This is a genomic window from Mycobacterium sp. HUMS_12744610 (genome assembly GCF_041206865.1).
Classification (GTDB): domain Bacteria; phylum Actinomycetota; class Actinomycetes; order Mycobacteriales; family Mycobacteriaceae; genus Mycobacterium; species Mycobacterium servetii.
On sequence record NZ_JBGEDP010000001.1, the window covers coordinates 2,299,945 to 2,315,441 of the forward strand.

At 69.4% G+C, this 15,497-nt stretch carries 9 protein-coding genes and 2 pseudogenes; 2 read left to right on the top strand and 9 right to left on the bottom strand.

Annotated features, from left to right (window positions below; translation table 11 throughout):
• Positions 1–3: 3 nt before the first annotated feature.
• The 7 genes and pseudogenes from AB8998_RS11210 to AB8998_RS11240 all read right to left on the bottom strand — a co-directional run.
• Positions 4–1,650, bottom strand: a complete 1,647-nt coding sequence (locus AB8998_RS11210; protein ID WP_369738045.1) for an NAD-dependent malic enzyme — start codon at positions 1,648–1,650, stop codon at positions 4–6.
• Positions 1,651–1,697: 47 nt separating this feature from the next.
• Positions 1,698–2,381 carry a serine O-acetyltransferase gene (cysE, locus tag AB8998_RS11215; RefSeq protein WP_369738046.1) on the bottom strand — a complete coding sequence of 228 codons (684 nt, stop codon included), beginning with the start codon at positions 2,379–2,381 and terminating at the stop codon, positions 1,698–1,700.
• Positions 2,382–2,383: 2 nt separating this feature from the next.
• Positions 2,384–3,316 carry a cysteine synthase A gene (gene cysK / locus AB8998_RS11220; protein ID WP_369738047.1) on the bottom strand — a complete coding sequence of 311 codons (933 nt, stop codon included), beginning with the start codon at positions 3,314–3,316 and terminating at the stop codon, positions 2,384–2,386.
• 401 nt (positions 3,317–3,717) lie between these two features.
• Positions 3,718–4,029, bottom strand: a complete 312-nt coding sequence (locus AB8998_RS11225; protein ID WP_369738048.1) for a hypothetical protein — start codon at positions 4,027–4,029, stop codon at positions 3,718–3,720.
• A gap of 119 nt (positions 4,030–4,148) precedes the next feature.
• Positions 4,149–6,821 carry a bifunctional nitrate reductase/sulfite reductase flavoprotein subunit alpha gene (locus AB8998_RS11230; RefSeq protein ID WP_369741522.1) on the bottom strand — a complete coding sequence of 891 codons (2,673 nt, stop codon included), beginning with the start codon at positions 6,819–6,821 and terminating at the stop codon, positions 4,149–4,151.
• 66 nt (positions 6,822–6,887) lie between these two features.
• Positions 6,888–8,108, bottom strand: a pseudogene (locus tag AB8998_RS11235) (molybdopterin-dependent oxidoreductase); the annotation flags it as partial.
• A gap of 81 nt (positions 8,109–8,189) precedes the next feature.
• A pseudogene (locus AB8998_RS11240) lies at positions 8,190–8,426 on the bottom strand (hypothetical protein); the annotation flags it as partial.
• 217 nt (positions 8,427–8,643) lie between these two features.
• Here AB8998_RS11240 and AB8998_RS11245 point away from each other — a divergent pair.
• The gene (locus AB8998_RS11245) at positions 8,644–9,126 is read left to right on the top strand and encodes an LppP/LprE family lipoprotein (RefSeq protein ID WP_369738049.1); all 483 of its coding nucleotides are present in this window, start codon (positions 8,644–8,646) and stop codon (positions 9,124–9,126) included.
• Positions 9,127–9,497: 371 nt separating this feature from the next.
• Positions 9,498–10,952 carry an MFS transporter gene (locus AB8998_RS11250; RefSeq protein WP_369738050.1) on the top strand — a complete coding sequence of 485 codons (1,455 nt, stop codon included), beginning with the start codon at positions 9,498–9,500 and terminating at the stop codon, positions 10,950–10,952.
• 1 nt (position 10,953) lies between these two features.
• On the opposite strand, the gene AB8998_RS11255 is transcribed toward AB8998_RS11250, so the two are convergent.
• Positions 10,954–12,906 carry an acyl-CoA dehydrogenase family protein gene (locus tag AB8998_RS11255; RefSeq protein ID WP_369738051.1) on the bottom strand — a complete coding sequence of 651 codons (1,953 nt, stop codon included), beginning with the start codon at positions 12,904–12,906 and terminating at the stop codon, positions 10,954–10,956.
• Positions 12,907–12,970: 64 nt separating this feature from the next.
• Positions 12,971–15,430, bottom strand: coding sequence for an ATP-binding cassette domain-containing protein (locus AB8998_RS11260; protein WP_369738052.1), 2,460 nt, complete (start codon positions 15,428–15,430; stop codon positions 12,971–12,973).
• Positions 15,431–15,497 lie beyond the last annotated feature (67 nt).

Below are 15,497 nucleotides of genomic sequence, written 5' to 3' on the forward strand. Positions count from 1 at the left end.
CTGCTAGTCGTAGGCCGGTGTCCAGATCGTGTCGAGGATCGCCTGCCGGATGTCCTCATGTGTCTTGCGGGCTACCCCGTCGTCGACGGCCGCGCGGTAGACGGCCTCGGCGACCGCCGTGGAGACGGCCCGCAGGTTCTTGACGTCGGGTAGCAGCGGATCACCCGGGGTTGCCGGGCTTGCCTGGTGCACAACGGCTTCCGCCGCGGCCTGCAGCATTTTCGGCGTGACCAGCCTCGCCCCGGCGACGATGATGCCCAGCCCGATCCCCGGGAACACCAGCACGTTGTTGGCCTGCCCGATGGTGTAGGTCGTGCCGTCGTATTCGACGGGCGACACCGGGGTGCCGGTGGTCAGCAGCGCGCGGCCCTTCGACCACTCGAGCACGTCGCCCGGCATGGCCTCCATGCGTGAGGTGGGGTTGGACAGCGGGAAGATCATCGGGTGCTCACATGACGCCGTCATCGCCTCGACGACCTCGCGGGTGAACGCCCCCGACACCGCCGAGCAGCCGAGCAGCAGGGTGGGGGACGCGAGCCTGATCGCATCGACCAGGCCCACCCGCTCACCGGGGGCCACGCCCAGCTCGCGGCGGTTCTTGGCGTAGGGCCGCTGGAATTCCCGCAGGTCGTCCATGTCGTCGAACAGCAGGCCCTGCTTGTCGATCGCCCAGATCTGCGAGGCGGCCTCCTCGAGCGTGGCGCCGTTGGCGACGAGCGCGTCGCGGATCTGGTCGGCGACCCCGATCCCGGCCGTCCCGGCCCCGAAGACGATGGTCTTCTGCTCGCGCATCCGGGCCCCGGCGACGCGGCACCCCCCGTACACGGCCGCCACGACGACCGCGCCGGTGCCCTGGACGTCGTCGTTGAACACGCAGTACTTGTCACCGTAGGTCTGCAGGATGCTGCGCGCATTCAACGGCCCGAAGTCCTCGAAATGCAGGATGGCGTTCGGGAACAGCCGGTGCGCGGTCTCGATGTAGCGCTTGACGAAGCCGTCGTACTCGGCTCCGCGGCGGCGCGGATGCCGGTTGCCCAGATAGAACGGGTCGGCCAGCAACTGTTCGTTGTCGGTGCCGACGTCCAGCGACACCGCCAGGCAGCGGCGCGGATCGATGCCGGCGCCGGCGGTGTACAGCGCCAGCTTGCCTACGGCGATCTGGATGCCGCCCACCCCCCAGTCGCCGATGCCCAGGATCGCTTCGGCGTCGGTGCACACGATCAGGTCGACGTCGTCGGGACCAAGGCCGAAGGTCGCGAACGCCTCCTCGATCTCGTCCGGCTCGTCGATGCTCAGGAAAAGTCCCCGCTGTCCGCGGTATTCGTCGGAGAAACGCTGGATGGCCTCGCCGACGGTGGGGGTGTAGACCACCGGCATCAACTCGGGCAAGTGATCTTCGAGCACCTTGAAGTACAGCACTTCGTGGCGGTAGTGCAGCTGTTCGAGCAGCAGATTGCGGCCCAAATCCGTTGCCAGGCTTTGCACTTGCTGCCACACGCGGTCGGCCTGCTCGTCGAGCGTGAGCACCGCCGACGGCAGCCGGCCGGTCAGCCCCAGCCGCCGCCGCTGTTCGTGGGTGAAGCCGACCCCGCGGTTCAGGCTCGGCGCGGACAGCGCTTCCGGGACGTGCGGCGTGCAGGGATCGCTCATGACAGCCACGGTAACGCCGGTCGGGGTGGGCCCGCCCGGTGGCCGATCTAGATGGAGAAGTCCTCGCCGTGCCAGACCCCGGCCTCGGGCGGGCGGATGACGCGCCCGCTCTGCTGCCCGTCGCTCAAGGCCTCCAGCTTGGCGACCCGGGTGAGCAGGGATTGCAGGCTGACGCCGACGAGATCGGGCATCATCGAGTCGTCCGGGCTGCCCCGGCCCTGGCGACTGATCACCTGCCCAGGCACCCCGACTACCACCGAACTGGACGGAACGGCCTTGACCACCACGGCGTTGGCGCCGATGCGGCTGTCGTCGCCGATCTTGATCGCGCCGAGGATCTTGGCCCCGGCGCCGATGGTCACGCGGTCGCCGATGGTGGGGTGGCGTTTGCCGGTGTCGGCGCCGCTGCCGCCGAGGGTGACGCCGTGGTACATAGTGACGTCGTCGCCCACCTCGGCCGTCTCCCCGATCACCACGCCGGTCGCGTGGTCGATGAACAGCCCGGAGCCCAGGTGGGCACCGGGGTGGATGTCGACGCCGGTCAGGATGCGGGTCAGCTCGGCCAACACCCGCGCGGTCACCCGCGCGCCGCGCCGCCACAGCCAGTGGCTGATCCGGTGGCCCCAGATGGCGTGCACGCCCGGGTAGGCGAAGATCACCTCGAGCGCGGTCGGGGCCGCCGGATCCCGCTCGCGGGCGGCCCGGATGTCTGTCCGTATGGCAGCGAGCATGGTTAGTCCGCCACGTCGGCGAACAACGGTGTGCTCAGATACCGTTCGCCAAAGCTCGGGAGCACTACGACGACGAGCTTGCCGGCGTTCTCAGGCCGGCGGGCCACCTGCACGGCGGCCACCACGGCCGCGCCCGAGGAGATGCCGGCGAGCAGCCCCTCTTCGCGGGCCAGGCGCCGCGCCATGGTGAGCGAGTCCTCGTCGCCGACGGTGACGACTTCGTCGATCAGGTCCATGTCCAGCACCGGCGGGACGAAGCCGGCGCCGATGCCCTGGATCGGGTGCGGCCCCTTCTGGCCGCCGGAGAGCACCGGTGACGCCGCCGGTTCCACCGCGATGATCTGCGCCGACGGCTTGCGCTCCTTGACGACCTGGGCCACGCCGGTGATGGTGCCGCCGGTGCCCACCCCGGCCACGAAGATGTCGACCTTGCCCTCGGTGTCACGCCACACCTCCTCGCCGGTGGTGGCGCGGTGGACGGCCGGGTTGGCGGGGTTCTCGAACTGCTGCGGCACGAAATACCGCTGATCGGTCTTGGCGAGTTCCTCGGCCTTGGCGATCGCGCCGGCCATGCCGTCGGCGCCGGGCGTCAGCACGAGTTCGGCGCCGTAAGCGCGCAACAGCATGCGCCGCTCGACGCTCATAGTCTCGGGCATCGTCAGCACGCAGCGGTAGCCCCGCGCGGCACACACCATCGCCAGCGCGATGCCGGTGTTGCCGCTCGTCGGTTCGAGGATGATCGTGTCGGGTTTGATCAGCCCCGCCCGCTCGGCCGCGTCGATCATCGCCACGCCGATGCGGTCCTTGACGCTGTTCGCTGGGTTGAAGAACTCCAGCTTGGCCACGACGTCGGCGACCGCGCCCTCGCTGACCCGGCGCAGCCGGACCAGCGGTGTGTGGCCCACCAGTTGCGTGATGTCCTCGGCGATCTTCATGTGCTTTCCTCGAAGGTGTGCGGGACACGTCGGCCAAGCCCTCGGTGAGATCGGTGAAATGCGGTCATCGGTGGTTGGTCTTCCTGGAGAGTGACGCGCGTCCTGGTGCCGCCCCGGCGTACCCGCGGTACCGCCCGTATCCGGCGCCGGACGCAAACAACAGTTGAGCGTCGAAAGGCGTCAGGAAATCAACAACAACGACAACAACAGTCCACGGCGGGGCGGCGCGTAAGGGCAAGGCGCGGCTGTATGGCCTGTTGCATAGCCCTACTATAGGACATCTGTGCTGTTCGCCGGTCTGGCTCATCCGTGCCTCTGCCTCGTCCCGAAGCTGTACCACCGTCTACAGGTCTTAACCGGATAGAGCGCCGGTCAATTCCGCGCGGGGCGGCCCGTGGTGTTCAGCGGGCGGCGGCAGGCGGGGTTCGCGCGAGCGCGTCGTCTCGGCCGAGGGGGCAGTCGTTGCCGCGGGCGCACAGCCGGGGGCTGTCACCGAAGCGGCGTGCGAGCCGGGGGTCCCGCCGGCGCAGCTGGTGCTGCAGGTAGACCTTGTCGCGCTGGTTCTGAGAGAACACGAAGTCCAGGTTGACGGGCAGTCCCGCCCAGTCGACCCGGTCGCGGGCGGTGTCTGGTGCGTCGCCGGGCCGCAGCCGGCACTGCAGCGGGCAGACGTATCCGGGGGTCCGTTCGGACCCGGCACAGTCCCGAGCCACGGTTCTGCCACTCCTTCGACCCGCGCAGTCCGACAACAGCATGGTGCGACGGAGATGTTTCGGCGGAGGGCCCGCGACGTTTCCGTCGCATTACGCGTCTCGCGGTGGCGTGCGAGGTGTCAGTAGACGTCGCGGTGGTAGCGCTTGCCGGCGCTGAGCGAGCGCACGTATGCCTGGGCCGCGTCGTGGTCGAGCTTTCCGTGCTCGGCCGCGATGTCGCACAGCGCGCGGTCGACGTCCTTGGCCATCGGGTCGGCGTTTCCGCAGACATACAGCTGTGCGCCGTCCTGCAGCCAGCGCCACAGCTGGGCGCCGCGGCGCCGCATCAAATGCTGCACGTAGACCTTCTCGCGCTGGTCACGGGAGAACGCCAGATCCAGCTCGGTGAGGAAGCCGTCGGCGCGCATCGCCTCGATCTCGTCGCGGTAGTAGAAGTCGGTGGCGGCGTGGCGTTCACCGAAGAACAGCCAGTTGGGTCCGGTGTGGCCGAGTGCCCGGCGCTCCTGCAGAAAGCCGCGGAAGGGGGCGATCCCGGTGCCGGGGCCGATCATGATCATCGGTGTGTGCGGATCGGTCGGAGGCCGGAAATTGCTGGACGGCCGCACATAAAGTGCGATCTGGTCGCCCGGCGCGCGGTCGGCCAGGTAGGTCGAGCACACGCCGTGGCGCGGGACCCCCTGGAAGTTGTACCGCACGGGCGAGACCGTCAGGTGGACCTCTCGCGGGCTTTCCTTGGGGCTCGACGAGATCGAATACAGCCGCGGCTGAAGGGGTTTGAGCACGGCCAGCCATTCCTCGACCGAGGCGGTGACGGGAAACTGGGCGAGCAGGTCGACCGACTGCCGTCCCCACGCCCAATCGCTCAGCGCGCGTTTGTTTTCCGGCTTCAACAACTCGACGAGCCCGCTGTCGCGGGTGCGTTGCTGCACGAAGCGCAGCAGGTCGGGGCTGATGTGGGCGATCTCCAATCGCTCGGTGAGCGCCGACCGCAGGGACATCACGCCATGTCCGGCGATCTCGACGGGAGCCTGGTCGTCCAGCCCGGTGAGTGAGAGCCATTCGTCGACCAGCCGGGCGCTGTTGCGCGGCCACACCCCGAGCGCGTCGCCGGCCTCATAGCTGAGCGACATCTCGGGCAAATGAAACACCAGCTGCCGCACGTCTTTTGCCGATCGCGGCCGGCTCAGGGTGATGTTGCGGGCCACGCCCGTGATCAGTGGATGCTTCTTGCTGTAGGCGGGCGCGGCGGGCCGCGCGACCGGGCGGGTCGCCAGCGTGGACGCTGCTCCGCCCGGGCCGCCCCGGCCAGGACGTGCCGCCGCACCGCCCAGGGCGGCCACGACTCCGCTGAGCCAGCCGGCCGCCGCGTCGTCGTAGTCGGGCTCGCAGTCGACCCGGTCGGTCAACCGGGTCGCCCCCAACTCGGCGAGCCGCTCGTCGAGGTTGCGTCCGTGGGCGCAGAAGTCGTCGTAGTTGGAGTCACCCAGCGCCAGCACGGCGAAGCGTGTCCCGGTGAGCGTCGGTGCACCGTCGGCCGCCAGCGCCCGCCAGAATCCGGCGCCGTTGTCTGGGGGATCGCCGTCGCCGGTGGTGCTCGTGATCAGCAGCAGTTCCCGGGTACCCGGCAGCTGAGCCACCGGGAAGTCGTCCATGCCGTGCAACGCGACCGGCAGCCCCGCGGTGCGCAGCCGCGCGGCGACGTCGGCGGCGAGTTCTTCCGCGTTGCCGGTCTGGGAGGCCCACAGCACCACGACCGGGGCGTCGCCGGACGGCCCGGTGACCGGTTTCCCGACGGCCGGTTGGGCGCGTGGCCCGGGTTCCTCGGTGCGCGAGAACAGGCCCGCGAGCAAACCGTCCACCCAGAGCCGGGTGGTCGGGTCCAACGGCGCGCTGACGGGCACGGTGGGCACCCCAGGTGCGCGCTGGGCGGCCTCCGAACGCAGCCCGACCAGCATCCCCGCCAGATAGGAGCGGGCGGACTCGTCGAACTCCGGCACGGGTTGGGTTGTCACGCCGAGCAGTTCGGCCAACAGCTCGAGTCGCGCCTCACCGCGTTCCCGCGTCCGGGCGGGCGGCGCGCCGGCGGCCGGGTCGGTGTGGGCGCCGGCGGCAACCCTGGTCAACGACACCGCGCAGGCCTTGAACTCGGGTTGGTGCGAGACGGGGTCGACGGCGTCATTGGTGACGGCGTTGATCGACAGGTACTCGCCGAACGCGTCGTTCCAGTGGATGGGCGCAAAGCAGTTGCCCGGGCGCACGCGCTCGGTGATGACGGCCGGCAGCACGGCACGCCCACGGCGCGAGGCGATTTCAATCGGGTCGTCCGCGGCGATGCCGAGCCGGGCGGCGTCGTCGGGATGGATCTCGACGAACGGCCCGGGGTTGAGCCGGTTGAGTTTGGCGACCTTGCCGGTTTTGGTCATGGTGTGCCACTGGTGCGGCAGCCGCCCGGTGTTGAGGACGAACGGGAAGTCGTCGTCGGGCATTTCCTCAGGCGGCAGGTGGGGGCGGGCGAAGAACACCGCGCGGCCGCTCGGGGTGGGGAAGGCGAGCCGGGGCACGCTTCCGTCCTCGCGGATCAGCCGAGTCTGGCTGATGCCGTCGTTGACGTAGCGGATCGGGCTGCGGCCACCGGCGGACCCGGGCGGGCACGGCCACTGCAGCGGTCCCTGCCGCAGCCTCTCGTAGTCGGCCCCACGCAGGTCGTATCCCGTTGCGGGATTCCAGAATTGCTTGATCTCTTCGAACACCTCCCCGGCGGATTGGTAACCGAAGGCGTCCGAATACCCCATCGCACAAGCGATCCGGGCGATGATCTGCCAGTCCGGCAGCGCCTGGCCCGGCGCCTCGACGGCCGGCTGGAACAGCGTCAGGTTGCGCTCGGAGTTGACCATCACCCCTTCGGATTCCGTCCACAGGGCGGCCGGCAGCAACACGTCGGCGTACTCGTTGGTCTCGGTGTCCAGGAAGGCGTCCTGGCCGATGACCAGCTCCGCCTGTTCCAGGCCCTCCAGCACGGTCTTCCGGTTGGCCACCGACGCGGTCGGGTTGGTGCAGATGATCCAGCACGCCTTGATCCGGCCTTCGGCCATGCGCGAGAACAGGTCGACGGTTCCGGCGCCGGTCTCGGCGCGCAGCGTCCCGCGGGGTATGCCCCATCGGTCCTCGACGAAGGCGCGGTCCGCTGCCGAGGCCACCGAGCGCTGGCCCGGCAGACCCGGCCCCAGGTAACCCATTTCGCGGCCGCCCATCGCGTTTGGCTGGCCAGTCAGCGAGAAGGGGCCGCTGCCCGGGCGACAGATCGCGCCGGTCGCCAGGTGCAGGTTGCAGACGGCGTTGGTGTTCCAGGTGCCGTGGGTGCTCTGGTTGAGACCCATTGTCCAGCAGCTCATCCAGTTCGCCGATTCGCCGATCCAGCGGGCGGCGGTACGGATGTCCTCGACGGCCAGACCGGTGATCTCGCTCACGGTGTCGGGTGTGTACCGCTGCAGGAAGCCGGGCATCGCGTCCCAGCCCTCGGTGAATTCGGCGATGAATTCGGCGTCGGTGTGGCCGTTCTCGACGATAAGCTGCAGCAGGCCGTTGAGCAGCGCGAGGTCGGTGCCGGGGTTGATCTGCAGGTACAGGTCGGCCTTGTCCGCGGTCGCGGTGCGGCGCGGGTCGACGACGATCAGTTTGGCGCCGGCCTTGATGCGATCCATCATGCGCAGGAACAGGATCGGGTGGCAGTCGGCCATGTTGGCGCCGATGACGAAGAAGACATCGGCCCGGTCGAAATCGTCGTACGAGCCCGGCGGGCCGTCCGCACCGAGGGACAGCTTGTAGCCGGAACTCGCGCTGGCCATGCACAGGCGCGAGTTCGACTCGATCTGGTTGGTGCCGATGAAGCCCTTGGTCAGTTTGTTGGCCAGGTACTGCGCCTCGAGGGACATCTGTCCCGACACATAGAGGGCGAAGGCCTCCGGGCCGTGTAGGTCGACGATCTCGCGTAACCGCTTCGCGCAGCGGGCGATCGCGTCGTCGATGTCGATCGGTTCGACGGGCGCGCCGCGATCGGTGCGCACGTGCGCCGTTCCCATCCGACCCGGCGCGGCGAGCAGGTCCGCGGTGGTCGTGCCCTTGGTGCACAACCGGCCGAAGTTGGCCGGATGTTGTTTGTTGCCAATCGACTTCACGACGTGACGCCGGTCGTATCGCGCGCCCGTTGTGACCTCTAACACCATGCCGCAACCGACCCCGCAGTAGCCGCACATGGTGTTCACCAGAGCTGTGTTCGTCGAAGCCGCGTCGGGATCCACGGGGTCCTTAACGGGCTCCATCGAGCTCCCTCGCCACGGGTGAGTTCCTCCCTTACTGCGCAGACAGAAGTCGATCGTGCGACAAGGATGTTTCGGCATCGGTCATCCGATGTTTCCACCGCTTTACGGCTTCATCGCAACGGCTTGGGAAAGTTGGTGATCCGTGCGGAAATCCGTGATCAGCGCAGCTCACCGTGGGTCAACGTCGACCGGCGAACCTGGCACGACACTACCGGCGGCGCCGGCGGCGACCCCGGCAAAGTCGGCCTTTCGGCCAAATCTGTGGGACATTCACAGCCTTCGCTAAGCTAGTCCGATGCGTCAGCTGGTCGCGATCCTGCTGATCCTGGCGGCTTCGGCGTGCGGCTCGAAGCCGGCGGGCGCGCCACCGAGAGCGCCTGTCACGTGCAAAGATTCCGACGGCCCCTCGGACGACACGGTCCGGCGGGCCACCGCCTCGGTGCCGATCGCCGTCCCGGGCACCACCTGGGTCGAAATCGCGCGTGGACACACCTGGAACTGCCGGCTGTACTGGGTGCAGCTCATCCCGACCATTGCCACCGAGTCGACTCCCCAGCAGTTGCTCTTCTTCGACCACAACACCCCGCTGGGCGCAGCCACCCCCGACCCGAAGCCCTACATCACCGTGCTGCCGCCGTCGGATGACACCGTCACGGTTCGGTATCAATGGCGGGTCGGCAACGACGAGCCCTGCTGTCCCTCCGGCAACGGCACTGTGCAGTTCCGGATCGGCCCGGACGGCAAACTCCAAGCGCTCGGCAAGATCCCGCACCCCTAACGCGCTCGGGTGCGCGCCGAACGCCGTATCTTCACAGGTTTCGCTCAGCACACTCCTAGCGGCGAGTGACACCACGGACGGGGAAGGCCTGGCATCCTGAGGATCAGTGTCGGCGGCTACGAGGCCGGCGGCGCAGCAATGCGATCGGCTCGTCGAGTCGGCGTACGAAGGCGTACGCCGACGAAGACTACGAAAACGTGAAGACCACGGAAGACGTAGAGGGGGCAAGCACAGCGGCTCCTTCCGCTGTTCACCGAGTCCGGAACGTGATTCGGCCGACGTAGTATCGCCTGACCCACTGTCGCTGCGGGCGGTTCGACTACGACTTCTTGAAGACTCCTCGAACACTCGGCGTGAAAGGCAATGATTTCATGGGACGCGCGCGCCTCATCTCGCACTGGGACCCCGAAGACGTCATCGCTTGGGAGACCGGCAACAAGGTCATCGCCCGGAGGAACCTGATCTGGTCGATCGTGAACATGCATGTCGGGTTCGCGATCTGGACCCTGTGGTCGGTGATGGTCCTGTTCATGCCGCAGTCCGTCTACGGCTTCACGGCGGGCGACAAGCTGCTGCTGGGCGCCACCGCGACGTTCGTGGGCGCGTGCGTGCGCATCCCCTACGTGATGGCCACCGCCCGGTTCGGTGGCCGCAACTGGGCGATCGTGTCGTCGTCGGTGCTCCTGATCCCCACCGTGGGGGCCGTCGTGCTGCTGGCCAATCCCGGGCTCCCGCTGTGGCCGTATCTGCTGTGTGCGGCCCTGACCGGGCTGGGCGGGGGCAACTACTCGGCCTCGCTGGCCAACGTCGAGGCCTTCTACCCGCAGCGGCGCAAGGGCCTGGCGCTGGGCCTGACCGGCGGACTCGGCAATCTCGGGGTGGCCGGCATCCAGGCGGTCGGCCTGGTGGTGCTGGCCACTGCCGGCAACGGCTCGCCGTACTGGGTATGCGCGATCTACCTGGTGCTGCTGGCGGTCGCCGGGCTGGGCGCGTCGTTGTTCATGGACAACCTGGACCACGCCATCGAGGTGAGCCACATCCGGGCCGTCCTCAAGGTGCCCGACGCCTGGGGAATCGCCTTCCTCTATATGTGCGCCTCAGGCTCGTTCATCGGCTTCGCGTTCGCGTTCGGACAGGTCATACAGCTCAATCTGCTGGCCGGTGGGCAGACCCATGCGCAGGCGGCGCTGCACGCGGCCGAGATCGCCTTCATCGGGCCGCTGCTGGGGTCGGCGGCGCGGATACTCGGCGGCAGGCTGGGTGACCGCTTCGGCGGCGGCCGGGTCACCCTGGTCGTCGTGGCCGGCATGATCCTGGGCGCCGGGTTGCTGGTCGCGGTGAGCACCTACGACGACCTCACCCGCGGCCCCGGCGACCCGACGACCGGCGTCACCATGATCGGCTACGTCACCGGCTTCATCGCGCTGTTCATCTTCTGCGGCATGGGCAAGGGGGGGGTGTTCAAGCTGATCCCGTCGATCTTCGAACAGCGCAGCCGCGCGCTGAACCTGAGCGAGGCGGAACGACGCCGGTGGGCGCGGACCATGTCGGGGTCGTTGATCGGGTTCGCTGGCGCGTTCGGCGGCCTGGGCGGCGTCGGGATCGACCTGGCGCTGCGGCAGTCCTACGTCAGCAGCGGCACCGAGACGCCGGCGTTCTGCAGCTTCCTGGCCTGCTACCTCGTGGCGGCGGCCCTGACCTGGACGCGGTACGTGCGGCCGCGCCGCACGCTGGTGCGGGCGCCGGGCCACCGGGACGTCAACGTCGGCCAGCGCAGCCTGGAGGCGAGCCTGAAGGTCGTCGCCGGGGAGCCGGTCACCACCTGAGTTACGACGTGAGTTCGTCCGCGAGATTCTCCGGGTGCAGCATCTCGACGTACCGCAACTCCTCGGGGATGCCGAAGCCGTCGACCAGCGTTCGTGCGTGCGGGCGCAGCGCCCGGCACCGGTCGTTGATGCCGCGGGTGACCGCCTTGGCCCGATCCGTGGACAGGTAGCGGTGCTCGACGTACCAGGCCTTGTCCTCCTCGATCACCGACAGCGCGTAGAGGTCGCAGACCAGCTCCAGCAACTCGCGGGCCTGCTGGTCTTCGCACGAGTCGATACCGGCGACGAAGGCCTCGAGGATAACCCGGTCGATGTGCGCGCCGGCCGCGTGCAGGACGTGATCCTGCACGGCGTTGAACGCGTCGAACGCCGACATCTCCTTGGATTTTGCTTGCAGCCGGCGCGCCACCGATGACAGCAGATACTCCTCGCGGTCCTCGAACATCTTGACCTGCGTGCCGCGGTTGAACAGGCTGCCCTGCTCCTCGCTGTCCTGCCGGGCATCCACGATCGTCTGGATGATCGTCTCCGCAGCGGTGCGTTTGATGACGCGGTCGCCGACGGTGCCCGCGGCGAAGCGCACCCACTCGACCGGGCTCATGCTGTGGATGTCGTCGGCGTAGGCGGTGAGCAGCTCCTTGGCGACCAGCTGGGTCAGCACATGGTTGTCGCCCTCGAACGTGGTGAACACGTCGGTGTCGCCGCGCAGTCCGATCAGCCGGTTCTCGGCCATGTAGCCCGCGCCGCCGCAGGCCTCCCTCGCCTCCTGGATGGAGCGGCTGGCGTGCCAGGTGTTCGCGGCCTTCAGCCCGGCGGCGCGCGATTCCAGCTCGCGCTGCTCCTCGGCGTCGGGCGCGTCGGCGGTCTGGACGTCGTGGCATTTGGCGACGAGCTCGTTCTGGGCGAACTGCAGCGCATAGGACTTCGCGATCAACGGGAAGAGCCGGCGCTGGTGGACCAGGTAGTCCATGATCAACACCTCGGAGCCCTCGTCGGGTGCGCTGAACTGCCTGCGCTGCAACGCATATCGAGTCGCGATGTCCAGTGCGACGCGCGCCGCGGCGCCCGCGCTGCCACCCACGGTGATCCGGCCGCGCACCAGGGTGCCCAGCATCGTGAAGAACCGCCGGTTAGGGTTTTCGATCGGGGAGGTGTACGTGCCGTCGGGAGCGACGTCGCCGTACTTGTTGAGCAGGTTGACCCGCGGGACCCGCACGTGGTCGAACATGATGCGGCCGTTGTCGACGCCGGGCAGCCCACCCTTGTACTCGCAGTCCGAGGTCGTCACCCCGGGCAGGTCGTTGCCGTCGGCGTCGCGGATCGGCACCAGTAGACAGTGCACGCCGTGGTTGACCGGCTCGCCGTTCTCGGTGGTGATCAATTGTGCGAAAACCGCTGCCACGGTGGCTGTTTCGGCGGCCCCGCCGATGTAGTCCTTGCGTGCCGACGGGGTGGGGGAGTCGATGACGAACTCCTCGGTCTCGGCGTCGTAGGTCGCGGTGGTCTCCAGCGCCTGCACGTCGCTGCCGTGGCCCGTCTCGGTCATCGCGAAACAGCCGCACAACTCGAGGCTGATGACCTTCTTGACGAGGGCCTCGTGGTGGCGTTCGGTGCCCAGGTTCTCCACGGCACCGCCGAACAGGCCCCACTGCACCCCGGCCTTGACCATCAGCGACAGGTCCGACATGGCGAGCATTTCGATCATGGTGATCGCCGCCCCGACGTCACCGGTGCCGCCGTGTTCCTTGCGGAAGTTGTCGCCGGCGGCACCGAACGCGGCCATGATCCTCATCTGCTCGCCCACCTTGGTGCGCGCGATCACGGTGTCGGGGGTGTAGTGCGGGCGGAACATGTCCTCGGTCATGGTGTCCCGCATCCGGTTTTTCACCTCGCGCCACCGCCCGTCCAGCGTGTTGCGCAGATGCTCGACAGTGCTCGTCGTTACTGGCGCCATGATTCGACCGTAGCCCGCCGCTCGCGCGGCGGAAACAACCACGCGACAACGACGCGCGAAACCGTTACACGCGCCCGGCTTCTCCAACTGTCCGGCCGGCCTGCTCGGGCCGTGTTGCCCCGGTGCGGGTTCCGCGCTTGCGCGGCAGCAGCCAGAACCAGCCCAGCCCCGCCCACAGCGCGCCGAATAGCACCAGCATGTTCATGTCGAACGCCCACCAGCCCACGTAGTGGGTCCACATCTGGATGTTGGCGGCGAGCGCGTCGACCCGGCGCAGGTCGACGGTCGACGCCGACGCCGCGAAGCCCCACTGGGCGGGCACGAACCAGGAGATCTGGTCGTAACCCCACGTGCCCACCAGCGGAACCAGCCCCCCGGCGAACAGCAGCGACGCCAGGACCACCGGCACCGCCAGCGCCAGGACCTCACGCGGGGACCCGGCCCGTGCGGACAGCGCCAGGCCGACGATGGCCGACACGACAGCCGTGACGGCCACGCTCACGTAGAGCTCGAGGTCGGCGCTCCCGAGCAGGACGGCGCCACGCACGGGCCCGCCCTTGCCGGTCAGCACGATGACGGTCAGCACGGCCGTCAAGCCGGCCGCGGCGACGGCGAACACGACGACCTTGCCGGCCAGGTAGGCCGCCGGGGAGAGCCCGACGGAGCGCTCCCGTCGGTAGACGAGGCGCTCGGTGACCAGGTTGCCCAGGGTCAGCACGGTGCCGATCACCACGGCGGCGAAGTTCAGGGCGGCCAGGATCTCGACGGCCTCGTGCCGGTTGGGGCCGGACGGGTCGGCCCAGCCCAGCCCGGAGTCGCCGGGAATGAGCAGCATCAACGCCCCGAACACCATCGGCAGCAGCGCCAGGACGACGACCTGGGTGCGGCCGGCGAGAAGCTGGCGAACCTGGCGGCGGATCACCAGACCGGTTTGCCGGGACAGGGTCAGATCCGCGGGGGCCGGCCAGGGCGCGGCGATTTCCGGCCGCGCCGGCGGGGCCGACGCCTGCTGCCGCTCCCGGAACGCGCGGTGTGCGCCGTCGGGGTCGGCGCTGACCTGCGCGAGAATCCTGGAGAAATCGGCGGTGCCCAGCGCGGGTTCGGCCTGCAGCGGTGTGCCGACGTAGGCCGGCGTGCCGGCGCCGGTGAGTACGACGGCCTGGTCGCACATCGACACTTGGGTCAGGGAGGTCTGCGATGCCATCGCGACCACGACGGCACAGCCGAGGTCGGCCTGCCGCCGCAACACCGCCATCACCTGGTTTTCCTGTGCCGCGTCGAGGCCGGCGCCCACGCCGTCGACCACGAGCAAGGTTGGGCGGCTGAGGAGTTCGATCGCCAGCGACACGCACCGGCGCAGCTCGGGCGGGAGTTTGGCCACCGGCGTCGCGCCGCGCGGTGTCAGCTCGAGTTCTTCCAGCACCTGTTCCACCACCCGGTCGCGCTGGGAGGGGGTGGTCTCGGGCGGAAGCCGCAGTTCGGCGGCGTACCGGAGCGACTGTGCGACGGTGAGTTTGCGGTGGAGCCGGTCGTCGCGCGGCACGATCCCGATGCGGGTACGCATCGCCGCCGGCTCGGCGTGCACGTCGTGTCCGTCGACGGTGACCACGCCGGAGTCGAGTCGTTGCGTGCCCGCGAGCATGTCGAGCAGCGCGCTGTTGCGCGGCGCGGAGGGGCCGATGACCGCGGTGAGCGTGCCCGGACGCGCGGTGAACGAGACGTCGCTGATGACCTCGCGCCCGTCGACGGCGAGCCCCACCCGGTATGCGGCCACCCCGGTGGTGCGCGCCCCCGGCCGCAGCGGCAGCCGGTAGGTCCGGTCGGCTTCCTCGGAGCGGAACGAGGGCTGCTGGGCGCGCAGCCTGCGGGTCGCGTCGGTCATCCGTTTGATCAGGCCTCGGTTTTTCGGATGTTCGTCCCGGGGCGGTTCGGGCGGGGGGACCGGCCGCGGTTCGGGCGGCGCCGGCCGGGCGCCGGGTTGGGGCGGCCGGGCCGGCGGCTGCTGAGCCACCGGCATCCGCTGGGTGGGGCGTTGCGTCGGCGCCTGGGGGACCGGCCCGGGCTGCTCGCGCGGGACCGCGCCGGACGGCTGCGGCCGGGGACGCGACGGCGGCGGGACCTTCGGCCGCTGCTGCTGCGGCGGCGGGGCTGCCGGGCGCGGGGGCGGGCCGGACGGCCGGGCGGGCGCGCCGAGCTGGAAGACCAGCCGCGGACCCCGTTGCGGATCACCGATCGCGATCGCCTGCCCGTCGCGGATGTCGACCGTCGTCACGCGGGCCCCGTCGACGAACATGCCGTAGGGGCTCGTGTCGACGGCGACCCAGTGCCCGTCGGCGAAGCGCAGCACGACGTCCGAACGGGCCGGGGGTGGGGCTGAACCGGCGTGGCTCGGGCGGTCGAGCGGGACGTCGCAGCCCCTGCCCTGCCCGACGATCACGTCGCGCCCCGGGGTGAAGACGTAGCGCATCGATCCGACCCACACCGTCAGCGGGGAGGCCGGGTAGGCCGGGGCGTCGGGCCGCATCGCCGTCACCTTTCGTCGCCGATCAGACCGGATCGCGCGGTAAACGAATCCGGGCTGTGCCTAAGTG

Coding starts and splice junctions, on each gene's coding strand:
- AB8998_RS11210 (WP_369738045.1), bottom strand. CDS start 1,650: ATGAGCGATCCCTGCACGCCGCACGTCCCGGAAGCGCTGTCCGCGCCG.
- cysE (WP_369738046.1), bottom strand. CDS start 2,381: ATGCTCGCTGCCATACGGACAGACATCCGGGCCGCCCGCGAGCGGGAT.
- cysK (WP_369738047.1), bottom strand. CDS start 3,316: ATGAAGATCGCCGAGGACATCACGCAACTGGTGGGCCACACACCGCTG.
- AB8998_RS11230 (WP_369741522.1), bottom strand. CDS start 6,821: ATGGGGTATTCGGACGCCTTCGGTTACCAATCCGCCGGGGAGGTGTTC.
- AB8998_RS11245 (WP_369738049.1), top strand. CDS start 8,644: ATGCGTCAGCTGGTCGCGATCCTGCTGATCCTGGCGGCTTCGGCGTGC.
- AB8998_RS11250 (WP_369738050.1), top strand. CDS start 9,498: ATGGGACGCGCGCGCCTCATCTCGCACTGGGACCCCGAAGACGTCATC.
- AB8998_RS11255 (WP_369738051.1), bottom strand. CDS start 12,906: ATGGCGCCAGTAACGACGAGCACTGTCGAGCATCTGCGCAACACGCTG.
- AB8998_RS11260 (WP_369738052.1), bottom strand. CDS start 15,430: ATGCGGCCCGACGCCCCGGCCTACCCGGCCTCCCCGCTGACGGTGTGG.